General features: G+C 29.4%; 25 protein-coding genes. 12 read left to right on the plus strand and 13 right to left on the minus strand.

Annotation, left to right across the window (positions count from 1 at the left end; genetic code table 11):
- Window positions 1–448: alpha-L-arabinofuranosidase C-terminal domain-containing protein (locus tag PLW95_02840; GenBank protein HOV21601.1), on the plus strand; the 448-nt coding region annotated here is incomplete at its 5' end.
- Window positions 441–1,589, plus strand: a complete 1,149-nt coding sequence (locus PLW95_02845; GenBank protein ID HOV21602.1) for a hypothetical protein — start codon at window positions 441–443, stop codon at window positions 1,587–1,589. The genes PLW95_02840 and PLW95_02845, both read left to right, overlap by 8 nt.
- Here PLW95_02845 and PLW95_02850 read toward each other — a convergent pair.
- Genes PLW95_02850 through PLW95_02890 form a run of 9 tightly spaced genes read right to left on the minus strand, consistent with a single transcriptional unit; the run spans window position 1,586 to window position 12,094 of the window.
- Window positions 1,586–2,971 (minus strand): fucose isomerase, encoded by a 1,386-nt coding sequence (locus PLW95_02850; protein HOV21603.1) that lies wholly within the window; start codon window positions 2,969–2,971, stop codon window positions 1,586–1,588. The genes PLW95_02845 and PLW95_02850 overlap by 4 nt on opposite strands.
- On the minus strand, window positions 2,959–3,741 hold the full coding sequence (locus PLW95_02855) for a creatininase family protein (protein HOV21604.1): 783 nt from the start codon (window positions 3,739–3,741) through the stop codon (window positions 2,959–2,961). The genes PLW95_02850 and PLW95_02855 overlap by 13 nt, the downstream gene beginning before the upstream one ends.
- Window positions 3,710–5,059, minus strand: a complete 1,350-nt coding sequence (locus PLW95_02860) for an aspartate aminotransferase family protein (protein ID HOV21605.1) — start codon at window positions 5,057–5,059, stop codon at window positions 3,710–3,712. The genes PLW95_02855 and PLW95_02860 overlap by 32 nt, the downstream gene beginning before the upstream one ends.
- Before the next feature lie 28 nt (window positions 5,060–5,087).
- Complete coding sequence (locus PLW95_02865; GenBank protein HOV21606.1) at window positions 5,088–6,341, minus strand: FGGY family carbohydrate kinase; 1,254 nt, start codon at window positions 6,339–6,341, stop codon at window positions 5,088–5,090.
- Complete coding sequence (locus tag PLW95_02870) at window positions 6,338–7,354, minus strand: TatD family hydrolase (protein ID HOV21607.1); 1,017 nt, start codon at window positions 7,352–7,354, stop codon at window positions 6,338–6,340. Before PLW95_02870 ends, PLW95_02865 begins: the two co-directional genes overlap by 4 nt.
- Window position 7,355: 1 nt before the next feature.
- The gene (locus tag PLW95_02875; GenBank protein HOV21608.1) at window positions 7,356–8,741 is read right to left on the minus strand and encodes a hypothetical protein; all 1,386 of its coding nucleotides are present in this window, start codon (window positions 8,739–8,741) and stop codon (window positions 7,356–7,358) included.
- Between the two features lie 8 nt (window positions 8,742–8,749).
- Window positions 8,750–10,021, minus strand: a complete 1,272-nt coding sequence (locus PLW95_02880) for a Gfo/Idh/MocA family oxidoreductase (protein HOV21609.1) — start codon at window positions 10,019–10,021, stop codon at window positions 8,750–8,752.
- The gene (locus PLW95_02885) at window positions 10,018–11,307 is read right to left on the minus strand and encodes a GNAT family N-acetyltransferase (GenBank protein HOV21610.1); all 1,290 of its coding nucleotides are present in this window, start codon (window positions 11,305–11,307) and stop codon (window positions 10,018–10,020) included. The genes PLW95_02880 and PLW95_02885 overlap by 4 nt, the downstream gene beginning before the upstream one ends.
- Window positions 11,300–12,094: a DeoR/GlpR family DNA-binding transcription regulator gene (locus tag PLW95_02890; protein ID HOV21611.1), complete on the minus strand. Its 795-nt coding sequence runs from the start codon at window positions 12,092–12,094 to the stop codon at window positions 11,300–11,302. Before PLW95_02890 ends, PLW95_02885 begins: the two co-directional genes overlap by 8 nt.
- Window positions 12,095–12,448: 354 nt before the next feature.
- On the opposite strand from PLW95_02890, the gene PLW95_02895 reads away from it, so the two are divergent.
- Entirely contained in the window at window positions 12,449–13,933 is a 1,485-nt protein-coding gene (locus PLW95_02895) for a class I adenylate-forming enzyme family protein (GenBank protein ID HOV21612.1), read from the plus strand.
- Window positions 13,934–14,746: 813 nt separating this feature from the next.
- Here the strand turns inward: PLW95_02895 and PLW95_02900 are convergent.
- Both PLW95_02900 and PLW95_02905 read right to left on the minus strand, forming a co-directional pair.
- The gene (locus PLW95_02900; protein HOV21613.1) at window positions 14,747–15,925 is read right to left on the minus strand and encodes an MFS transporter; all 1,179 of its coding nucleotides are present in this window, start codon (window positions 15,923–15,925) and stop codon (window positions 14,747–14,749) included.
- A gap of 27 nt (window positions 15,926–15,952) precedes the next feature.
- On the minus strand, window positions 15,953–16,267 hold the full coding sequence (locus PLW95_02905; GenBank protein HOV21614.1) for a J domain-containing protein: 315 nt from the start codon (window positions 16,265–16,267) through the stop codon (window positions 15,953–15,955).
- A 143-nt stretch (window positions 16,268–16,410) separates the two neighbouring features.
- On the opposite strand from PLW95_02905, the gene PLW95_02910 reads away from it, so the two are divergent.
- From PLW95_02910 to PLW95_02945, 8 genes are all read left to right on the plus strand, one after another.
- Window positions 16,411–18,327: a transketolase gene (locus PLW95_02910; GenBank protein ID HOV21615.1), complete on the plus strand. Its 1,917-nt coding sequence runs from the start codon at window positions 16,411–16,413 to the stop codon at window positions 18,325–18,327.
- The gene (locus tag PLW95_02915) at window positions 18,320–18,526 is read left to right on the plus strand and encodes a hypothetical protein (protein ID HOV21616.1); all 207 of its coding nucleotides are present in this window, start codon (window positions 18,320–18,322) and stop codon (window positions 18,524–18,526) included. The genes PLW95_02910 and PLW95_02915 overlap by 8 nt, the downstream gene beginning before the upstream one ends.
- Before the next feature lie 2 nt (window positions 18,527–18,528).
- Entirely contained in the window at window positions 18,529–19,656 is a 1,128-nt protein-coding gene (locus PLW95_02920; GenBank protein HOV21617.1) for an MFS transporter, read from the plus strand.
- The gene (radC, locus tag PLW95_02925; protein ID HOV21618.1) at window positions 19,637–20,347 is read left to right on the plus strand and encodes a DNA repair protein RadC; all 711 of its coding nucleotides are present in this window, start codon (window positions 19,637–19,639) and stop codon (window positions 20,345–20,347) included. The genes PLW95_02920 and radC overlap by 20 nt, the downstream gene beginning before the upstream one ends.
- Complete coding sequence (larE, locus tag PLW95_02930) at window positions 20,340–21,221, plus strand: ATP-dependent sacrificial sulfur transferase LarE (protein ID HOV21619.1); 882 nt, start codon at window positions 20,340–20,342, stop codon at window positions 21,219–21,221. The genes radC and larE overlap by 8 nt, the downstream gene beginning before the upstream one ends.
- Before the next feature lie 378 nt (window positions 21,222–21,599).
- Complete coding sequence (locus tag PLW95_02935; protein HOV21620.1) at window positions 21,600–21,866, plus strand: ribbon-helix-helix protein, CopG family; 267 nt, start codon at window positions 21,600–21,602, stop codon at window positions 21,864–21,866.
- On the plus strand, window positions 21,867–22,301 hold the full coding sequence (locus PLW95_02940; protein ID HOV21621.1) for a type II toxin-antitoxin system VapC family toxin: 435 nt from the start codon (window positions 21,867–21,869) through the stop codon (window positions 22,299–22,301).
- A gap of 185 nt (window positions 22,302–22,486) precedes the next feature.
- Window positions 22,487–22,699 carry a hypothetical protein gene (locus PLW95_02945; protein HOV21622.1) on the plus strand — a complete coding sequence of 71 codons (213 nt, stop codon included), beginning with the start codon at window positions 22,487–22,489 and terminating at the stop codon, window positions 22,697–22,699.
- 129 nt (window positions 22,700–22,828) lie between these two features.
- On the opposite strand, the gene PLW95_02950 is transcribed toward PLW95_02945, so the two are convergent.
- Together PLW95_02950 and PLW95_02955 are read right to left on the minus strand one after the other, a co-directional pair.
- Window positions 22,829–23,230, minus strand: coding sequence for a putative toxin-antitoxin system toxin component, PIN family (locus tag PLW95_02950; GenBank protein HOV21623.1), 402 nt, complete (start codon window positions 23,228–23,230; stop codon window positions 22,829–22,831).
- The gene (locus tag PLW95_02955; GenBank protein ID HOV21624.1) at window positions 23,227–23,439 is read right to left on the minus strand and encodes a ribbon-helix-helix domain-containing protein; all 213 of its coding nucleotides are present in this window, start codon (window positions 23,437–23,439) and stop codon (window positions 23,227–23,229) included. Before PLW95_02955 ends, PLW95_02950 begins: the two co-directional genes overlap by 4 nt.
- Window positions 23,440–24,005: 566 nt before the next feature.
- Between PLW95_02955 and PLW95_02960 the strand changes: the two genes are divergently transcribed.
- Window positions 24,006–24,410 carry a hypothetical protein gene (locus tag PLW95_02960; GenBank protein ID HOV21625.1) on the plus strand — a complete coding sequence of 135 codons (405 nt, stop codon included), beginning with the start codon at window positions 24,006–24,008 and terminating at the stop codon, window positions 24,408–24,410.
- The last annotated feature ends 6 nt before the right edge of the window (window positions 24,411–24,416 follow it).

Consider the following 24,416-nt stretch of genomic DNA (forward strand, 5'->3'; position numbering starts at 1 on the left):
AAATGTTCTTGGAGCAATACAGACAAAAGGGAAAGGGGTTATTTTAACACCAATTTATTATGCATTTTACCTTTATTCTAACAATACAGGTGATTTTCTTCTTGATAGTGAAGTTAAAGTTGAAAAATATAATTTCCAGTATAGAAATGAAAAAATTGAAAATGTCCCATTTATTGATGTTTCTGCAACTGAAGACGAAAAAAACATTTATGTTGCAGTTATAAATAGGAATACAGAAAAAGTTGATGGGAAAATAGAAATTGAAAATAATTTTAAGAAAGAAGGGAAAATTTTAACTATGACAGGAAATTCACCAGAAGCAATAAACACAACAGAGAAACAAGAAGTAGAAATTATGGAAGAAAATTTTAAAAAATTTTCAGATAAATTAAATTATTCTTTCTTACCTTACTCTACTACAATTTTAAAAATAGAAAAAAATGGATAAAGAAATTGAAAAGAAACTTTTATCATTTGACGATAAAGAAAGAAAAGCAGGTCTTTATCTTTTGAAAAAGAAAATTGAAGAAGGAGATATAAAAAAAATAAATATAAAACCATATTTAAATCTTCATATACACTCTTTCCACTCATTTAACTATAAGAACTGGTCTCCATCAAGAATTGTCTTTGAGGCATGGATAAATAATTTAGAATATGTCGGAGTTGTTGATTTTGATACAATTATTGCAATTGAAGAGACACTTTTATCAGGAGAAATTTTAAATACAAAGGTTGTAAGTGGTTTTGAATCAAGGGTATTTTTACCTGAACTTAAAGACAAAGTTATAAATTCTCCTGAAGAACCTGGTATTTATTATTTGTGTGGGAAAGGATTTAAAAAGGCAATTGATGATAATTCAGAAGAAGGAAAGTTTTTTAATAAGTTAAAAGAAATTGCCCAAAAGAGAAATAAAAAAGTTATTGAAAAACTTAATAACTTTCTTGTAGATATTAAAATTGATTATGAAAAAAACCTTCTTCCATTAACCCCATCTAACAATCCAACAGAAAGACATATAATTTTTGCTTACATAAGAAAATCAGAAGAAATTTTTGGAGAAAAAGTTGATGATTTTTGGGCAGGAATTCTTAAAGTTGATAAAAAAAATATTGGAATTTTGAGAAAAGAAAAACAACATGACTTTCAAGAAATTTTGAGAAAAAAACTTATAAAATTTGGTGGACCCGGTTATATAAAACCAGAAGTAGAAAATTTTCCTCTGTTTGATGAAGTTGTTAAAATGACAGAAAAAGTTGGTGGTATTCCAATAGGAACATGGCTGGATGGAACAAACCAAGGAGAAGAAAACCCAGAAAATTTAATTGAACTTATGAAAAACAAAGGAATAAAAGGAATAACAATAATACCTGAAAGAAATTGGAATATAAAGGACCCTGATGAAAGAAAAATTAAAATAGAAAAACTAATTGACTTTTTAGAAGTATGCAAAAAAATGAATATGCCTGTTATATGTGGAACTGAAATGAACAAATTTGGGCAGCCATTTATTGACGATTTTTCCCAACCAGTTCTTTCAAAATATCTACCATATTTTATGGAAAGTGCTTCTTCTCTTTTCTCTTAATCAAGTTTTTCAAATTTTATATTCCCTGGCAAATACTTTACACTTTCTTCAATAATAGATGTATATTTCCCATAATTTGTTGCTATATGATGAATATATGGGCTTTCAATAAATTTTTTTTCCCATTGTTTCCAGTTTTTTACTTCTAACCATGCATATACATTTTTTGTATAAGGTCCAGATACAGTTTTCCCTTCACCACAAATTATTTTATATTCTCCTTTGTCCCCATCAAACCTTAATATAGTCATTTCTCCATCTTTAAGTTTCCAGTGACATGAACCAGAAGGAATTCCTGGTAATACCCAGTGATTAGAAACTTCTGGATTGCAGTCTTTATCAATCATAGAAATTGGAGAAGAACAGTGCCAGAGAAGGACTGCATTATCATTTTTTGGATGTCTTATAGTAAGGTCAGCAAGAAAAACCTTTTCTTTATTAAATGAAGATGCCTGCAAAATAATAGAACTTATGGCACCGTGTATATCTGTTTCAGCAGCAACAGGGATTCCTTCATCCGATACCATTGCCGCAGCAAACTCAACCATTACTCCTAATTCTTTGCATATACTCATGAATGATTGAATTGCATAAGCATTTATTTTTTCTTTATTGGCTATTTCAAACATTACATCTCTCATTGAAAAAAGGTTTAAAATAGAGTTCTCGTTTTCAAAACCAGAAAAATTTATTTTTTCTTTTGTTTTTTTAAATTCTTCAATATACTTTCTTTTATTTTTTTCAGAATTTTCTTTAACCTGTTTTATAAAATCTACAATATCAATTGGTAAAATTTCAATACCAAACTTCTCTAAAAGTTCGCTTTCATTAATAATTGTTGTCCAGAAAAAATCAATTCTACTCCCAATTTGTCCAAGTCGCATATTTTTAAACTCTTTCACAACAGAAATAACACTCATAAATTTTTCAACTCCCTCTTTAAAAGCAATATCCTCAATTCTACAATTTTCAATATAAGTAAATGGGACATTTAGTTTATGTAAAACCTTGCTTGTCGCAAAAAGTCCACAAAGAGTATCCCTTAATCTTGTCCCATCTTCTAACGGTTCCTCATCTCTTGGCCCCCATAATAAAACAGGAACACCACTTTTCTTTGCTATCATCCCTGCTGCTCCTTCTGTTCCAAAATTACAATGAGGAATAAAAACTCCATCAACTTTTTCTTTATTAAGGAATTCAATAACTACCTCAACATGTTTTTGGTCTCTTACCATCCCATCAGGTAAAATTTTGTCCATTGAAACATAATTTATATTCCACCTTTTTAATTTTTCTTCAATTTGCTTTTTGTATTTCATTGCATCTATATGACTAAAAACAAATTTCCCTATTGGAACAAAACCAAGTTTTAAATTTTCCATTTTGATAACTCCTTTAAAAATTTTATATATTCTTCAATTATAGAGTTAAATATCTTTTCCCCTTTTTCTTTACTTGCAACTACCGGTGCACCAAAAATTCCTGTTTTGCTTTTCTGTAATCCCCATGTTGAAATGAAAACTTTCCCTGGATAAAATTCTGAATTTATTTTTAAGATATCTATATCAGTTGCTTTTTTCATATCAACACTTTTTTCATCAAGATATAACATTAAAGATGTTTCATATTCACAGCCATGACAACTTCCTCGCCATCCCTTTTCTAAAATTTTATCTATTTTTTCTTTTGCAATGGTATTTGGGATAGTTAAGGTCATATAAATACCACAATCATCGGCGATTTTCCTCACAACTACTCTTAATGCTCCTGTATGGTTTCCATGACAACTAACAATAACAATTTTCTTAAATCCCATCCCAACTAAAGAAAAACATATATCATAAATACAGGAAATAAATGTTTCAATTTTAATTCCAGGACAACCAGGCCATTTTGTTACTTCTTTTGTTGAATATCCATAATAAATAGTTGGCATAACAATAGTTGGAACTGGTGATATTTCAGATATTTTTTCACATATTTTCTCAGCAATAAATGCATCTGTTTTAACCGGTAAATGTCTACCGTGTTCTTCTGTTTGACCAATAGGTAATAAAACAATTGCCTTTTGTAATATTGCTTCTTTTATTCCTTCGTAACTATTTTCTTCAAATTTTTTGTTATAAGTAGCCAAGTTCTTTTTCTGTTTCATATATTGCCTCCTCTATAATATTTGTTCCTTTAATTGCAATCTCTTCAGTAATTATTAAAGGTGGAGATAACCTTAAAATATGCCCTGCTGGAACCCATGCAAGTCCTTTTCTAAATGCTTTTTGATAAACAAGTTTTCCTGCCTGTTCAAATGGTTCTTTTGTATGTTGGTCTTTCACCAGTTCTATACCAAAAATACATCCTTTTCCTCTGACATCTCCAATTATAGGATGTTTTTCTTTCATTTTGTAAAGTTTTTCCATTATAACATTTTCTATTTTTCTTGCGTTTTCAATTAAATTCTCCTCTTTTATTACTTTTATTGTCGCAACAATTGAAGCACAGGCAAGAGGATTACCACCAAAAGAAGAAGAAGAACTTATCTTTTCTAACACATCTTTGTATTTTTCTCTAACTGCCATAATTGTGACTGGAAAACCATTACCCAGTCCTTTCCCTACTGTAATTATGTCAGGCACAATATTATAGTGTTGACAGGCAAACCATTTTCCAGTTCTTCCCATTCCTGTTAAAATTTCATCAGCAAAAAGTAAAATTCCCCTTTTTTCAAGTCGTTTTTTTAATTCAGGAATAAACTCATCTGGTGGGAAAATACTTCCTGCCCATCCTTGAATTGGTTCCATAACAACTGCTGCCACCCTATTAGTTGTCTCTTCATCTATAATTCTTTCAACAAAATCAACACAATACAAATTACAGGAATCTTTGTGAAGTTTAAATGGACATCTATAACAATAAGGTCTTGGAGTTAGAAAAAATCCAGGACTTCTTATTCCTTTGTCAGGACTCATGATAGAAAGAGAAACAGAACCCAATGTTTTCCCATGAAAATCACCCCAGAAAGATATAAATTCAAACTTTTCAGTAATTGCTCTTGCTGCTCTTAAACCTGCTTCAATAGCAGTAGTTCCATCTGAATAAAATTGTATTCCATTAATATCACCTGGAAGTATTTCAGAAAGTAGTTGAAGTGCTTCTGTCTTGACAGGAGTTGTAAAATCATGGCAATTCCATAGTTTGTCAAGGTATTTTTTTACATATTCAACAATTTTTGGATGACAGTGTCCACAATTAGTAACATATATTCCAGAAGAAAAATCAATATAAGTATTTCCATCAACATCTCTTAAAAACGGACCATTACCTTCTTCAAATACAACTGGAAATAATTTAACCTGTCCTGAATACCCTTTCATATATTTACCCGCAAGTTGGTGATATTCATTTGATTTTGGACCAGGTGGAACAACTTTTATATCCGGTACTTCTTTTATATCAATCTTTTGCCAGTACTTCATTTTCCGCCTCCTATTTTTTGATATTATGTTAAATTGTTAATAAAAAAGCACCTCTGGCAGCACATTCTTTTATTTCAGGAATTATTACATCTTTTTTTGAAATTTCTTTTATGAGTTCAGGTAAAAAACTAATATTTGTTCCTCCTCCAACAAGAAAAAATTTCTTTACTTTTATTTTATTCTCTATTTCATCTATATACTTCTTTATTTCATAAACAATTGCCCTTACTGCTGAATAATATATTTCTTCTCTTTTTGTTGATAATGAAATGTTTTTAATTTCTCCTTTCCCTTCTGAAAAATATGGAATAAATTTTATCTTTGTATTATTTAATTTTTTAATTTCAAATTTTTTGAAATTCAGAATAATCCAGTCAAGAATACAACAACCATTTGAAATAGGTCCCATTACTCCATATTTATCTTCAAATAAATATCTCCCTGGTTTCCAGTGTTTTTTATTTTTAGGCAAAAAAATTAATTTATCAGTTAAAACAAGTAAAGCAAAAGCAGTCCCAGTTGAAAGTAAGCAATCCCCTTTTTCTTTCACACCAGCACCAAGTGAAGCACAATACTGGTCATGTCCCCCTGAAATAACAGGTATATTTTCTTTTAAACCAAGAGAATTCGCAACTTCCTTTTTTAGTTTGCCACCAATTTCTCCAGAAGGGACAATTTCAGGTAGCATATTTTTATCTATCCCTGCAATTTCACATAAATCATCATCCCATTTATCTTCAACAATATTATAAAAAGAACTCATCTGTGCATTTGTTCTATCTAAAAAAAATCTTCCTGTTAATTTGAAATTTAAATAATCAGCAACAAAAGAAATTCTTCTTACTTTTTCATAAATTTCTGGATTTTTTTCTCTTATATAAGAAATTATAGAAATTGGCATCCATGCTGCAATAGGATGACCTGTTTTTTTATAAAAGAAATCGTCACCAAACTTTTTCTTTAATTTTTTAGATGTTTTCTCTGCTCTATTATCAAGCCATGTAAAAGCATTTGTTAATACCTTTGAGTTTTTATCAAGAAGAACAAATGTTCCTCCTTGTGTTGAACTTGATATACACTCAATTTTTTCTTTATTATAGTCAATATTCTTTAGCCCTTTTAAAAAACAAGTCCACCATTCCCCTGCTTTTTGTTCAACACATTCTCTTTCGGGATAATATGTTTTTATTTTTATAGAATTTTGTTTTACTATATTACCGTCTCTCTCAAAAATAATTGTTTTTATATTTGTAGTTCCCTCATCAATTACAAGAACACTCATTTTATTTTCACCTCTTTAAGAAGTTTGTATCCATTATAAAAAAACAAATTTTTTATAAAATTTATATCCTTTTTTGTTCTTTCAACTGCTTTCTTTATTGCTCTTAATTCCTCATAAACAAAAGAAGTAAATACAATTTTTTTCTTCTCATCAGAAATTGATAATTCCCATGGTATGGGAGTTATATATGTGTACTGGTCATTTATTTCAACTGATTTTCCTTCTGCAAGAGCAATTGGTATATCTGTCCCATAAAGAATTTTATCCTGTGCAACATTTTCAAAAAGATATTCTATAACTTCAAAATTATTTACCATTGCAAGGTCAAAATATAAATTGGGGAATTTTTTTATTTTCTCAAGATTCCCATAAATATTTTTGAAATAATATGCCCTTCCAATATGAGCAAGAACTATTTTTGCATCTGGAAATTTATTACATATATACATAATTTGTTTTTGATTGGATTTGTCTGCTAACCTGTTTTCCTTTGGAATATGGAGCATAATAACCAACCCGTATTTATCTGCAATTTTTAAAATTTTTTCAGGTAAAAAGTCAAGAATTTCAACTTCTTCTTTTTTCTTAAATTTTTCAGCATAGTCCCTATATGGCTTGAAACCATAAAACTCCTTTTTTATAATATCTTTTTCAACTTCTTTTTCATTTTCCTCTGGTCTTACAATTCTTAATGGGAAAAAGTTTTTTTTATCACAAACAGAGGCAACATAATTATTCATAATATCTGTTTTTAAATTAACACTTGGGACTCCAAAACAAACACCATAAAATTCCCTATTTGGGTAAAGAGCACACATATCTTCTTTCAATTCATCAAAGGTATATTTTTTGAGTTTATTTCCTCCTGCATTTATTGCAAAACTACCAGTGGGAACTGCCTGTTTTGGACATATATGAATATGGAAATCAAGAATTTTTTTAGGCAAAAATTTCTCAAATTCTTCCTTAAATATCTTCAAATTTTTCTCTAATTTTATTGTTTTTTTCAACATTTCAAACCTCAAAATATTCAATTCCCATAATTTCTGAAAGATACTTTATTTCTTCTGACCTATCACCATAAGTCATGGCAAGATGATGTGTTCCTCCTGATTTACTATATTCAGTTAAAAAATCTTCAACTTTCCTGCCTACCTTAAATATAAAGTGAGGAGAAGTAATATCTTCAAAAATTGGTATGTCAATAATTTCTCCTTTTGAAACAATAAATTTAAAAGAATTTTCTGTCGGAGATATATTGAAAAGAGTTATTTTGCCTGGTTTTATCTGGAACTTGAAAAAAAGAGTTTTAAGTCCTTTTTTCACAATTGTCATATCTTTTTCAACAATTTCTATTTCTCCTTTATCTTTTGCAATGTTTATATTTGACTCTCCCATATGAGAAGAACATATTCTGCTGTTTTTGTAGTCAGTTGTGAACATTTCAACAAAATTTCCTTCTCCAAAGAGTTTTTGAAAAATTAAAACAGAAATAGCACATATAACATCTCCTTCTCCTCCATAACCAATTCCTTCTGATAAAAATTTTGAAATTGCAGAAAAAGGAATTACTTCACAGCCCTTTTGTCCTTTAAAAGAATTAAAATTTATTGCAACACCATCTAATTTTTTTTCTTCTATTATTTTTCTTAAAGAAATTTCAATTCTTGATACAACATAATGAATTTTCTCATCTGCCTTTATTTTGAAATTTTTTCTATCTTCCTTCATTAACTTTTCTATTTTAGATTTGTCTATTTTTAAAGAAATTTCTGATAGTTTTTTAAGTGGAATATCAACTATTTCTGGACCAATTATTTTATTTATTTTCTCATCAGGAATAGAAAAATCTCCCATATCTTTAAATTTTCCACCAATTCTTCCTATTTTTGATTTTTTTAAAAATTTTGATATTGAAGTTGCCTGACACCATTTTTTAATTTTTTCTATAACTTGTTTCTCTTTGTAATGTCCTGTAATTAGAGAAAAATTTGTTTTTTCTCTTAATAAAACACTTGCTAAATCCTGAACCCCATGCATTCCATGGTTGTTAAGCATATCTGCATCAGTAAAATTTTCATTTATTTCAAAAAGTTTTTGTGTATTCCATATTAAGACAGGTATGTCTTTATATTTTTTTAGAACAGGAGAAATAATTAAACTTGGGCTATATGAAAGAAAAACAAGAATTACTCCATCGCAATCAGAGTTTCTGATTTTCTTAAATGCCTCTTCCACTTGTTCTTTTTTATAAATAACAGGGAAATGGATAACTGAAGAAAATTCCTCACATACTTTTTTCAACTCAAAAGAAAATTCTTCTAAATTATCTATAAAGTCAGGTATCCTTTCCTTATAGAGTTGTGCCGTTAATCCAATTAGACCTATTTTGGGTTTCATAAGTTATCCTAAATTTTATATGCTTTTTCTAATTGTTTTTTAATTTCCGACATTGCTTTCTCTCTCTTTTTTTCAAGCATTTCATAAATTTCTTTTTTAATTTCAATTTCTCCAAGGATAGAAGGTGCTGGTTGGTTTTTCATTAGTTTTTTATCATTTGGGTCAGGTGACCAATTATCATTTTCATATTTTTTTCTTTCTTTTTCTTTTCTAAAATCTGGTATCTCAATAGGAATATTACCAGAAAGAGCAGAACGATACCCCAAAATTCCAGGCAATGTCATATCCATTGCTTTATAAATATCTATTGGTGGTCTTTCTTTTTTCCTTATTGAATTGACAAAGTCAAATAAAAGGAAAAAATCTCCTCCTCCATGTCCTGACCTTTTTGCCTGTTTTTGGTACTTTTTGAATTCAGGAAGATAACTTTTTATTTTTGGTTTTTCCCATAATTTCTGAAAATGAACATTTAGAACATTTGTATCTTTCCACCTATTATTTTCCATCATCCCATCAGTTCCATAAATTCTGTACCAGATTGAATCATGGGGACCAATACTCCAGGGAATAATTCTTAAAATTGCATCGTTTTCCATTTTTATAATGAGTATTCCCCAATCATCACCTTCTCTTCCATATTCTCTGGATATCAAATTAGGGACAACAAATCCAGATACCTGAACAGGCCTTAAATCAGTTATTTTTATTATTGGACCAAGAGAATGAGTACAATAATAAGTTGAAGGAAGCCAGTTTCTCCAATGAGAAGGTGAAGTAGTTAAAACATGCCAGGAAGAAGAGCAATCGTGAATATATTCACCTTCTCCATATCTTAATTGCCCAATTTTTCCTGCTTTGTAAATCCTCTCCATTTCTTGGATATAGGAGAAATAACAATAATTTTCAGCAAACATATAAAATATCCCCTTTTTTTCTGCTTTCTCTACTTCTCTACAAAGAGAGACCCCTTCTGAGAGCGTTTTACAGGCAATTACTTCTGATAAAACATGCTTTCCACTTCTTAATGCTTTTATTGCTGCGGGAGCGTGTTCTGTGCAATAATTACAAAGGACAACAATATCCATATCATGTTGCAAAAACTTTTCATAATCATTATAAGTAGGAATGTTTTTTTTCCCACTTATTAAAAAATTTTTAACTCTGATTTCGCTATTATCACAGACAGCAACAACTTCTGTATTTGGAATAGAGTTAAATATGTTTGCAAAACTATCACCTCTTCTAATACCAAAAATCCCAACTTTTAATTTTTTATTCATTTTGTCTCCTGTAACTTTAAATAATTTAATATTTTTTCCCATCTTCTTATATTATCTTTTTCACAAATTACTGGTTTAAAACCAAGTTTTAAATAAATTTTAATAGCAGACAATCGAAAATCATCTGTTGTAAGAAATACTTGATTTATTCTTCTTTTTTGGAAGTATTTTAGAACTTCTGAACATAAAATATATCCAAGGTTTTTACCAGAATGTTCTGGAAGAACACCTAAATAGTGAAGTTGTCCTAAATTTCTATCTTCTTTCCATGCTATTACTGTCCCACACGGTTTATCTCCATAATAAAGAAAAAATACCCCATCAGGGTCAAATTGTTTTTTTGATTTGAATTTTTCTTCAAAATATTCTTTATTCAAATTCCCACCAATTGTTTTATTTATTATTTCACACCATATTTTTTCATTTCCTTCTTTAAATGTTTTTATTTTATATCCATCTGGAAGCATAGTATCAGAAAGTGAGTTAAAATCATAAAGATGCATTTTTAATTGACTATATTTATTCCCATTTATAGTTGCCTTTAATTGTTCAATAAATTTAGTTGGGTTTTCCGATTGGAAGACATTTCTACCAAAAACAATACCTTTTGCACCTTTTTCTGCCCCTTCTTTAGCAATATCTAAAGCATCTTCTTCATATTTCATTTTGTCTCCACCAAGTATAAAAACAGGAATAGGAACTCCTTCAATAATTTCATTAAAATTTTCTCCTGTATAAATTGTTTTTATCATATCTGCCCCAAGTTCCCATGCAATTCTAACTGCCTGTTTTATATGAGTATGTAGTTTTTCTTTTTCATTTGAAGGAATAAGAGGTATTATTTCTCCAATTAGTGGCATTCCAACTTTTTCTTTCTTTTTGGCTATTTCAGTAAAAACTTTAACATTTTTAGAGTCAACTTTTTCACTTCCACTCTGTAATGTCAAATTTGCTATAATAGCATCTGCACCAGAAAAAGATGCTTCTTCTGGTTCAATGACTAATTTTGTATGTGCTTGTTTATAATTCCATGGCATACATAAAGCAGTTGTCCAATTTACTCTTAAAATAACTAATGGAGATGATAATGAGTTAAAAAAATCTTTTATATAAGAAAAAACAAAAGGAGTCATAAGAATTCCATCCGCATTATAAATTTTAAGAATTGTCTTTCTTAAAGATTCAATTCCTTCAATAGGTCCAAAATACTGCCCATGGTCAATTGCTACTATTACAGGACTCCCATATGAAAAAAATTTCTCTATTTTCCTTTCTTTCTCAGTCATTTTTTTCTCCTATTATGATTTCAAAACCATATTTTTTTAATTTTTCAATTTCTTTTTTTGATGCTTTATAATCAGTAATAATTCTTTTGTCTTTCTTTTTTTTCAACATTTCTCCATAAGGAACTGGTGAAATTTTTCCAATTTTTGAATAGTCAACGACAATATTTATTTCTCTCGCTTTTTCAATTACTACTTCTTCAATTCTCGCTGTATCAACATCAGTTGTTGTCAGCCCAGTTTCACCTGATATTCCATCCACTCCAATAAAAGCACCTGTAAATGAAAGTTTTTTTATTTCTTCTATTGTAAAAGGTCCATAAAAATCAAAACTTTCTTTTCTAAAAAAACCACTTAAAGCAATAAGTTGGGCTATAGATGAATTAACAAGGTAATTTATCGCTGGTAGAGAATTCGTAATAACTGTAACAGGTAAATTTTTTTCACAAATTAATTTTGCAATTTCTAATGTTGTTGTTCCTGAATCAAGAAATATTGTTTCTCCTTCTTTTATATACTTTATAGCCATTTCCGCAACTATTCTTTTTTCTCTTATATTTTTTTTCAATTTTGCCTTGAATTGGAGATTTTCGGGAAATATAATATCTGATTTTAATGCCCCTCCATATGTTCTTACTAAAATTCCTTCTTTTTTCAATTGCTCAAGTTCTTTTCTGATTGTAACCTCAGATACATTAAAAATTCTTACAAGTTCTGAAACAGCAATACTACCTCTTTTTTCAATTAATTCCTTTATTTTCTCTTTGCGTTTTTCTGAATCTAAACTCATTTTGTTTTCTTTCTTTTTTTTATGTTTTATTTCGTTTTATTACATTTAATTTACACTTTAAAAATTTTTTTGTCAAATTTATTTTTACTTACAAGAAATTTAGCACTCTTTCTCAGACTTTTTTAAGATAAAAAATGTTGTATTTGCAACTCTATCATTATTTTTTATTCCCAGTTTTATATTTTCTCCAGTTTTTACTGGCAATTTTTTGAAAATATTTTCTACCTAATACAATTCTACTTTATATATTATCCTCTATTTCTGTAAAACATTTCCAATAATATGAATTAAAAAAGGAAATTTGATGTTCTTATTTTTTTTGTTAAAATAATAAAAATCACATAGGAGAAGAAAATGAATATCGGTAAATTGTTAGATGAAATTGTTGTAAAAAAAGGGAATGAAGAATGTCTTATATTTGAGGATAAAATTTTCAAATACAAAGATGTTTTAGAAAAAACAAATAAATATGCAAATTTTTTCAAAAGTATAGGGATTGAAAAAGGAAAAAAAGTTGGAATTTTCCTTCAAAACTCCCCTGAATATATTTTTTCTTATTTCGCAATTTTTAAAATGGGTGCAACAGGAGTTCCTATTGACCACCGACTTAAAGTTAATGAACTATGCACACTTCTAAATCATAGCCAGTCAGAGTATCTTATAACTTATAATTTTAAGGACTTCAATGCAGATGAGATAAAGAAAAAGGTACCTTCAATTAAAAAAATAATCCTTATTGATGAAAAGGTTCAAAATACACTTTTTATAGGAGATAGTGAGAATTTTCCTTCTTCTTTTCCTACAAGAGATATTGATGAAAATTCAATTGCTTTAATTCTTTATACTTCTGGAACAACAGGAACTCCAAAAGGGGTTATATGGACATATAAAAATCTTGAAAGTCCAATAGAATCATTTAGATATTTTAATCTTTTCAAAGACGGAGAGACAACTTTATGCTGTATCCCTTTTTCTCATAATGGAGGAATTATTTATCCTCTTTTGATAATTCTTGGAGTTAAACTTGTCCTTATGAGAATGTACCAGCCACTTTTACTGCTAAAAAATCTTTTAAATTGGAAAGTGGACTTTCTTTTTATTGTTCCAACAATGCTTATCGGGATATTAAACCTAAAAGAAATTGATGAGTTTTTATTACCTGACCTTAAATGGGCTGCTGTTTTTGGTGCTCCAAGTTCCCCTGATATACTTGAGAAATTCAGCAAAGTTGCTCCAAATGCAAAACTTTTTTCTGGATATGGTCTTACAGAAAGTTCTGCACCAAATTTCTTACATCCTCTTGATAAAATAAAATTGGATTCAGTCGGCATGCCTGTTCCGTGGATTGAAGTAAAAATAATTGATAAAGAAGGGAAAGAAGTAAAAAAAGGAGAAGTTGGAGAACTAATAATGAAGGGCTGGCCAATAACTCCTGGTTATTACAATCAGCCAGATATTACAAAGGAAGTAATTAAAGATGGGTGGTTATACACAGGAGATATTGGAAGATTTGATGAAGATGGGTATCTTTACATAGTAGGCAGGAAAAAAGAAATGATAAAAGTTGGTGGACTTTATGTATTTGCACCTGAAATTGAAGGAGTTATATATAAACATCCAAAAGTTAAAGAAGTAGCAGTTGTTGGTGTTCCAGATGAATTAAGAGGAGAAAGCGTGAAAGCAATTATAGTCCCAAAAGAAGATGGGATAACAGAAAATGAAATAAAAAAATTCTGTAGACAATACCTTGCTTCTTATAAAATTCCGACAATTGTTGAATTTAGAAAAGAACTACCAAAAACAGGAATAGGGAAAATAAAAAAAGAATCTCTCAAATAACCTAAGTTATCAGTAAAAATTTGGGCAGTTTGTGTCAGCAAGTATAAATGAAAGTCATATAGGGAAATCCCGTAAGCATAACTTATCGCTTCGGCACCTGCCCGTCTGAGCATTAGCAAAGGAGGGTAGGGATGGTCTGTAAGCAAAACTCTAAACCCTTCTGTGTAAGACAATCCATTCCATCCTCCCCCTTCTCTCGGCCGTAGCTAGTAGGCTACAGCCTATGGGCGGGGTCTTTTTCAAAGAAGGGAGCCAAACGTTTCCCCTTTTGTAAAGGGGATAGAGGGGGATTTGAAGGGAAAATTTAATATAAATCCATCCCGGCCTTCCTTTGATAAAGGAAGGAGAGATACTCCCCTCTTTGAAAAACGACTAAAGTTGCTTACCTTGTGCCTCAGAGTTGGTGCTTCATCGTCTCCCACTTTATAAAAGGTTAAGATAGAAGAACATGGTTCTCTGTGAGAACCGGGTTCTTGAAACAATAAGGTAAGTAAGTATATTCTTCCCTTTGACAAAGGGAAGTTAGAAAGGATTTTTAGCGGGGGGATTTAATAAAAGCCAGCCCTACCCTCCTTTGCTAATGCTCAGACGGGCAGGCGCAGAAGCAATAAGTTGAGCAGACGGGGTTTCCAGATAGCACAACGGGAGTTTAAGAGAGATTTATAATAAAAATCCACCCCCACCCTCCTTTTTTAAAGGAGGGAGATAAAGGAGAAGAAGTCCCCGCTTCGCCATTTCCCCCTTTCTAAAAGGGGGAGACAGGGGGATTTGAAAGGGAGATTTCAGCAAGCACAACGAGAGATTAAGAGGGATTTATTGAACAATTTGATTTTCTTTCTTGATTAAATTGAGAAAAAGAATAAAAGCAATAACTTCAATTACAAGAACAAAAGGAACAATAAGTTTTTGCACATATTGATATAAATAGCCAATTACAACTCCTCCAATAAAAATGCCCGAACCATAAATTATATTAAATATCCCATAAGACAATCCCCTTTTTTCAACAGGTATCATATCTGCAATTGCTGCCCTCATAATTGTTTCATGTATTCCCATTACAATTGCCCAGATAAAAATTCCAAAATATACAAGTAATTTGCTTTCTGTGAAAGAGAAAACAGGAATAAGGAAACTAAATAAAGGAATTAAAATCAGACATTTCAATTTTATCTTATCATAAATTTTCCCAATTCCTATTGCTGTAAGACCATCAATTCCCATAGCAATAAGATAAAGCAAAGGAATTTGAGCAAGAGAAAAAACATTTTTGAATTTTAAATGATAGGAAATAAGTTGAAAATTAACAAAACCAGATGTAGCAAAAAATGTAAAAATAGTATATTTATAAAAAATTGGAGGTAATTTTTTTACTTGATTTGTATCCTTTTCTTCTGTTCTTTTTTCAAGTTCCTGTGGGACTGGATATTTCATTTTTGTTATAAAAAGAATAACCATAAGGATAAGATATGGAATCCACAAAATATTAAAAGCAGCAGAATATTTTTTATTACTGAAAAGAAGTATAGTAAAAATCATTGGTCCTAAAACAGCACCAATCTGGTCTAAAAATTCATGAAGTCCAAATCCAAAACCAGTTCCTACATTTTTTGAAGCATAAGAAAGAATTGTATCTCTTGCAGGTGTTCTAATTCCTTTGCCAATTCTTTCAAGGATAAAGAAAATTATTGCTATTTCTAATTTATGAGCAAAGGAAAGAAGAGGAATAAAAAAAATCATTCCATATCCCAAAATTGTAAGAAACCAGTATGCTTTTTTTCTATCTGCTATGTATCCAGAAAAAAATCTCAATCCATAACTTAAAATCTCTCCAATTCCTGAAACAAAACCCACTACAACTGCTGTTGCACCGAGAGAAAATAGAAACGGTCCTGCTATACTTCTGGCACCTTCATAAACAATATCTCCACATAAACTAACAATCCCAAAAAACAAAATCATTTTATACGAACTCTTTACATTTTTTTCCATTTATTCATTATAAATTTATTTTTGTTTTCACTTTTTATTTTTTCTCCATAAGTCATCAAAAAATGTCTCAAAATAATATTCCTGATAATCTATTGTATTTTTCTTTATATCTTCTTTTTTAAAAGAAATATTATAATTAACACAATAATTCAATAGTATTTCCATTGATTCATTTAATTTCCTTATCATTTCTTCATATTTCTTTTTGTCTCTCTCTTTACACCTATCTGGATGGTATTTTAAGCATAAATTTTTATATGCTTCTTTTATTTCTCTAATTGTTGCATTTTCCCCAAGTCTTAACAATTTCCTGGCATTATCAATCTTTTCGTATATTGACATTTATCTCCTCGTTTTAATTTATTATATGTGTTCTACACAATTATATAAATTTTCTCATCAAAATATCTTTTTACAAAATTTATCTCAAAAATTTGGAATAAAATTTCTGGTATGTTAAAATTATTTTTCAAAAAGGAGAAGAAATGGGAAGATTTGAAAAAGAAAAATTGGAAAAGGATGAATTAGAAAAATTAGAAAATTTAAGTAAGATATGTAAAGGGGATATTTTAACAATGACAACTCTTGCGAATTCAGGACATCCCGGAGGAGCAATTTCATCTCTTGATATATTTTTAACTACATGGTACTTCGCAAATATCTCCCCAGAAAGTATTGATTTACAAGAAAGAGATAAAATTATTGTAAGTCATGGGCATACATCTGCTGCTGTTTATTCTGTTTTAGGGCGATTAGGATTTTTTGATATAGACATCGCACTTTCAACTTTCCGACTTGGTGGAAGTATTTTTGAAGGTCATGTTGTCCGAAAAGTTCCAGGTATTGAGTGGGGAACAGGAAATTTAGGACAGGGACTTTCTGCTGGTTGTGGTTTTGCTTTATCTGATAAAATTCATAATAGAGATAGTTATACATTTGTTTTAATGAGCGATGGAGAACAGACAAAAGGACAAGTAGGAGAGGCAAGGAGGTTTGCAGTAAAATATGGTCTGAATAACATTACAGTTATCATTGATTATAATAAATTACAAATAAGTGGAAATATTGAAAAAATTATGCCATGTAGAATATATGAAAATTATAAAGCAGACGGATGGGAAGTTATTGATGGTGTTGATGGGCATGATTTTAACTCTCTTTATGATGCAATTAAAAATTCAATTGAAATTAAAAGACCTGTTTGTATAATTGCTCAAACAGTTATGGGAAAAGGTATTTCTTTTATGGAAAATCAGCATAAATATCATGGAAAACCATTAAATGAAGAAGAATATAAAAAAGCAATTGATGAATTGGGAATTTCAGTTGATTTAGATAAATATAAACAATTAAGAAAGAAAAAATGGGAATATCCAGAAAGAAAGTTTTATTTCTCTCCAAAAATTGAAAAAGGTAATCCCATTATATATAAAGAAAAAACAGATAATAGGACTGCCTATGGAAAAGCGCTTGACGATATAGCAAAATTAAATGTTGGAAATGAGTATCCAATTGTTGTTTTTGATTGTGACTTATCTTCAAGTGTAAAAACAGATTATTTTGAAAAGGACTTTCCTGAAAGATTCTTTCAGGTTGGAGTTCAGGAACATAATGCTGCTACCATTGCAGGAGCAATTTCAACTGATAAGGTCATAAGTTTCTTTTCTGATTTTGGTGTTTTTGGAGTTGATGAGACATATAATCAACAACGGCTTAATGACCAGAATTTTACAAACTTAAAACTTGTCTGCACTCATTTAGGCCTTGATGTAGGAGAAGATGGGAAAACGCATCAATGTATTGATTATATTGGAGTTTTAAGGAATATTTTTGGATTTAAAATAGTAATACCAGCAGACCCAAATCAAACAGATAAAGTTATAAGATATATTTCAGATAAAGAGGGAAATTGGTTTGTTGGAATGGGAAGGTCAAAATTACCAATTATTACAAAAGAAAATGGGGAAATTTATTTTGGAGATAACTACAATATTCAATATGGAAAATGTGATTTAATAAGAGAAGGTAAAGATGGTTATATTTTGACTTATGGATGTATGGTTTATAGAGCAATAGAAATAGTTGAAGAATTAAAAAAAGATGGAATTTCTATTGGAGTTATAAATTTCCCATTTCCAGCAGAAATTGATAAAGAAATTATGGAAAAAGCATTAAAAACATCTTTTTTAATTACTTATGAAGACCACCATATAGATACAGGACTTTCTTTGACAGTTGGAATTTACCTTTCTGAAAATGGATATAATGGTAAATTTTACAGAAAAGGAGTTACAAATTATGGTGCTTCAGGACAACCAGATGAATTGTTAAAAAGATTTGGAATGGATATTGAAAGTATGGTTTCTTTTATAAAAGACAAACTTGAAAATAAAAATGGATAATTGTAAAAACAAAGAAAAAAATATCAAAAGTTGTACCTGTTCTTATCCATGTGAGAAAAAAGGTGTTTGTTGTGAATGTTTAAGGTCCCACTGGATAAATAACGAACTTCCTGGATGTCTTTTCCCACCAGATGCAGAAAAAACTTATGATAGGTCTTTAAAATATTTTATAAAGGTCTGGAGTGAAAAATTAAAATAAATTTGAAAAACAGATATTTATTATGGTGTATTTTCTTTTTTATATTTTTAGGGACGAGTTCTTCTCAACCATATATCAATGTATATCTTAAGGAATTAGGTTATTCTCCAATTCCTCTTTCATTTGTTCTTGCAAGTGTCTATTTTACAATGGCTTTTACTGAAATTTTCGCTCCATCTATTCTTAAAAAATTAGGTCTGAAAAAAGGAATAATGATTGGCGCTCCTGCCTCTTGTCTTTTTGCTTTTTTTCTTTTTGCCTTTAAAAATTTAGGTATATTTATTTTAGGTGCTATTATTTGGGGATTTGGAGCATGCATTCTATGGGCATCTGTTCACACAATGCTTCTTAAAATTTCAAATGAAAATAGATATGGAATTGAAATTGGATATCTTCGTTTTTTTGTTCAAGTTGGGCTTTTAATTGGTTCTTTTGTTTTAGGACAGATTGCCATAATAAGTAATTTTAGAAATTTATTTTTAGTCGCTTTCTTTTTTACTTTTTCTGGTTTTTTATTTACCTTCTTTTTAGAAGATGTGAAAACATCTTTTTCAAAATTTAATTTTAATACTGCATTTTCAAAAAAATTAACAATTTTTACCATTGCTATGTTTATAAGTGTTTTTGGATATGGTTTAGTTGTCAACCAACTTAATTTTTTTATTGCAGAAAAATTCTCAATTTCTTTTCTCAGTAAAATAATCGTCCTTTTCTATCTTTCAGCAGGAATTTTAAGTTTTTTTGGTGGTAAATTAATTGACAAAACTGGTGAAATTATTATACCTTTTCTTTTCTTCTTATTTTCAGGACTCTTTTTAATAATTTTTTCTTTTTATCAATCAATTCCTTTATCAATTTTTTCAATAATTTTTATAGGTGGGCTATATGAAATTGTTCCTATTGCAATAACGGTAAGAATTGGTAAAATTATCCCAGAAAATAAAAGAGCAAATACAATCTCTTCCACTTTTTTATGGAGAGACTTTGGAATTGGGGCAAGCATTTTCCTTTTAGGTCTTATGAGAAGTAAATTTACTTATCAGAAAAATTTTATTATAATGGGAATTATATTTGTTCTAATGGGTATCGTTTTTATCTTTTCTTTTAAAAATGAAAAAAAATTCAATTAAATATTGGCCAAAAGATGAAAAACCGAGAGAAAAATTATTAAGAGATGGTGAACATACTCTTTCTGATGCTCAACTTCTTGCAATTCTTTTAAGAACAGGTACAAAAGGAGAAAGTGCAGTTGACCTTGCAATGGAAATAATGAATAAATTTAAGTCATTCAGAAATATGAGCCATATAAATTTAAAAAAATGGGAAGAAATAAAAGGACTGGGAGAAGCAAAAATCTGTCAGATAAAAGCAGCAATTGAAATTGGAAGAAGAATGCAAGAACAGGTTCTAAAAGAAAAAAGAATAAAAATAAAAAATCCAGAAGACGCTGTAAAATTTATTTTACCAAGGATGAGAGACCTTAAATTTGAGATTTTTAAGGTCTTACATTTAGATGCAAAAAATAGAATTTTTGAAATGTCCGAAATTGAACAAGGGACTATAAATCAGGCAAATCCAATCATAAGAAACATTTTTCAGAAAGCAATTGAAAATTTTTCCTGCTGTCTTATTTGCGTTCATAACCATCCATCGGGTGACCCACAGCCAAGTCAGGAAGATATTGAATTCACCAACCAACTTAAAAAAAGTGGGGAAATACTTGGAATAAAAGTTTTAGACCATATAATTATTGGTGATAACTCATATTATAGTTTTGCAAGTAATAGACAATCAAGTTTTAAAGTCAGTAGTAATGAATAAACTCTATATAATCCCCCATTTGAAGGGAAAAATAAAAGTTGAAGAAGAAAACAGGACAATGGAAGAGAAAATAAAAAAATTAAAAGGGATTCTTAAAAATTTACAAAATGTTATTGTATCTTATTCAGGTGGGGTTGATAGTTCTTTCCTTTTGGAAGTAGCAGTTGAAACAATTGGAAAAGAAAATGTTATTGCAGTAATTAGCATATCTGATATTTTTACCAAAGAAGAAAAGGACTTTGCAGAAAAATTTTGTGCCAGTTGTGGAGTAAGATACATTAAAATAAAGACAAACCAACTTCAAAATAAAAATTTTATAAAAAATCTTCCTGATAGATGTTTCTGGTGTAAAAAAGAGTTATTTGAGAAAATGGAAAAAATAAGAAGAAAGAATAAATTTAATTATATAATTGATGGAACAAACAAAAATGACGAAAATGATTATAGACCCGGGGAGAAAGCAAAAAAAATTTTTAATGTCCTTTCTCCATTAAAAGAGGTTGACATAACAAAAGAAGAAATAAGAAAATATTCAAAAAAAATTGGATTACCTACCTGGAATAAACCACAAATGTCCTGTCTTGCAACAAGAATTCCTTATGGAGAAAAAATAACAAGAGAAAAATTAAAAAGAATTGAAGAAGGAGAAAAATTTTTAATTTCTCTTGGTTTTAAAATTGTTAGAATTCGTGAGCATGAAGAAATTGCGAGAATAGAAGTAGACAAACAGAAAATTGAAAAACTGGTAAAAATGAAAGAAAAAGTTGTAAAAAAACTAAAAACACTCGGTTATAAATATATAACAGTTGACCTTGATGGATATAGAAGTGGAAGTATGAATGAAGTTATAAAAATATCTAACCGCGCGGGTTGAACAAAAAAAATTTAACATTTTTAAAAGTCCGCAGGATCCTGTAGAGATTTTTTATAAATTTTATAGTTGAAAATTTTATGGATGGTTGCTTCTTGTTTTTACAGGAAAAAATAGACATTACCAATAGGCACAACGAGAGATAGAGGGGATTTGATAAAATCCCATAAGCATAACTTATCGCTTCGGCGCTTGCCCGTCTGAGTATTAACAAAGGAGGGAGGCAATTTTCCCCTTTAAAAATCCTTAAAAATTTGTTTCTGAGGGAATAACACTCTTTCTTGGAGATTATTTTTGTGGAACGACGGCATGACTGTTGACAAATTATTTCTTAAATAATATAATAATGTAAGATAATGATATAACATAAGGGGAACCAAAATGATTAAAGAAGAAAAAGAAGAAATGGTAAAAACTCAAATTATTTTAACATCAGAACAATATAAGGTATTGCGAAATCTTGCCAAAGAAAGAGATGTTTCTATGGCTGCTCTTATCAGGGAAGCAGTGGAAAATGCCTATATTAAAAAAGTTGATTATCAGGAACAATTAGAAGCATTGAAACGCATATCTTCTCGAAAAGGAGATGTTTCTGACTGGGAAACAATGAAAAAAGAAATTAGAGAAGGATTTATAGGAAAGGAGTAAATGAATATATTTTTAGACACTTGTATTTTTGAGTATGCACAAGGCAAAGCAAGTATTTATAAAAATCCCTGTCTTGATATTCTTCAAGCAATTTTAGATAACAAAATTACTCCTTATACAGACACAGAAGTTTTTCAAGAAATTTGGTATAGGCATTATAGGAGAGATGAAGACAGAGGAATTGGGTTATTAAAAGATACCTTAAAAATAATTAAACAAAACAATATCTTACCAATAACTTATCGTGATATAACTTTAGCAATTGAACTTGGAAAAGAGTATGGAAATATAATTGAACCCAGGGATGCTTTGCATTTAGCAGTGATGCTTAAAAATCATATCGACATTATTTGTACGGTAGACAAAGGAATAAAAGCAGTCAAAGAAATCACCGCAATAGACCCTATTGATTTAGAAGAACAATTTAAAAAATAGTCCCTTCCTGTTGTGTCAAATAAAAATCTACTTAAAATAATAATTCGTTGAGATATTAAAAATCTGTTCCAACACATTGTTTCTTTTTCTATTTGGATAATTTAAGGGAGTAGTTTACAATTTTAAAAAGATAGTTGTTTCTGTTTTTACAAATAGAAAAAGGGATATTAAAAAAAGGAGGGACAATGGAAGAGATAAAATTGAAAGTGGATGGGTATACAAAGTTTATTTTGACAGTAATTGCAGTTGCTCTTCTTGGTCTATTATTTAAACCATTGTTGTTTTCTAAAAATTTAACAGCAAGTCAGCAAGAAATAGATGTTAATATCACTAAAATTGATGGTTATCGTGTTAGTTCCTCTTTTGGCACTCCCATTAAAGTAAAAGTTGTTAAGTAATAAAAAAGAAATAATACTTGTTTTGTTATAAATTTTATAAATTAGAAAAAAAAATATCTTGAAGTATTTTCATCTTAAATTTTGTTTTGTTATACCTTTGGTCCTATTCTAAAGTAGTTGCTCTATTTATTATTTGTTTTTCTCATATCTCCAAAAATCCTGCGGAGAAACAATATCAATTCCTTTATATTGTTTTAAGATAAGTAAATCTTCATCTCCACTTATAATACATTGGCATTTACCCTGAATAGCAGTAGCAAGGATAAAATCATCTTTTGGATCACGAGAAATATTTTCTGCCAGTTTTTTAGGAGTTACAATTATTAAACGACTTTGGAGTAATTGAACTGCCTTATTTACTTCATACTTAGAAAAATTAAATTTATTAATCAAGTTTTCAGAAAATTCGGTAAGGATAAATTTTGAAATAAAAATTTCATGAAAACAAACACAATGTTCAAACAATTCGTTACATACTCCACGCGAAATAAAAGCAGCGATTAAAATATTGGTATCAAATACTATTTTCATGAGACCTGTTCAAAAATATCCTTATCAGTATACACACGGGAACTTTTCTTCATCATCCTTGCACGCAGAGTTCTAAATTCTCGGATAAACAAATAGTTTTGTAATGATTCTTTTATGATATTACTACGAGTTGTTCCTTCCTCCTCGGCTATTTTATCAATTTGTTTTTTCATATCTTCTGGTATGCTTACTGTTATAATTTTTCTCATATTTTACCTCCTGTAATAAAATTTAATACAAAATTTTATTTTTGTCAACAAGATTTTGCAGGAAATGATTTTAATATCACTTTATTAAACTTTAAAACTTCAACTTTGAAATAATCTTTACCAATAAAATAATATTCCTTCTTTTTCCTTCCTTTGTAAAACCGACTAAAGTTGCTTACCTTGTTTCTCAGAGTTGGTGCATCATCGTCTTCCAGATAGCACAACGAAGGTTAGGATGGATTTCTTATAAATTTCCTTCTTACCCCTTTGCAAAAGTAGGAAAGTCTCCCTTATGAGCAATAATATCTTCCTTCTTTTTAATAGATTATTTTGATAAACAATATACATTTGTAGCAATAATATTCGTAATGAAATCTCATAATATATAATGGAATTCAGTTCTTAAACTCGCTACTACATTTTGTAAATTGTTTATTCTTAACTTATGTAATTTTTCTTCCTGCAAAATCTTATTGTCAATCAAACAGCATCCCTCAAAAAATTTTGACAAAGTTAGATAATAGTATTACAATGAAGGACAAGCAGGGACATAAACAGGGAGATAAATGGTAAGAAAGAGATTGTTTATGTTTTCTCTTGTGGCACTTTTTTTAATAGTATCTAAAAGTTATGCTGGTAGTGGATGGGAAACAACAGGAAAAGTTTTAACAGGAGTTATAACAGGAGATATTATTAAAGATATTCCCCACTGCCATCACAAATGTTGTTGTAAAGAAGAATACAAAGAGACCTATCAGTCATATCTTAATACATACCGAGTTTGGATTCCAGCCCATTGGGAAAAGAAAACTGTCCATGATATTATTCCTGAGGGATATCAAACAATTAAAGTATATAAAGAAGATGGTTCATATTATTATGTTGAAAAGTATATTCCACCAACAATAATAGAAAGAACAATAAAAATCTGGGTTGAAGGACACTGGGAATATAAAACAAATAGGTATTGATAAGGG

The organism is bacterium (assembly GCA_035370465.1).
Taxonomy (GTDB): domain Bacteria; phylum Ratteibacteria; class UBA8468; order B48-G9; family JAFGKM01; genus JAGGVW01.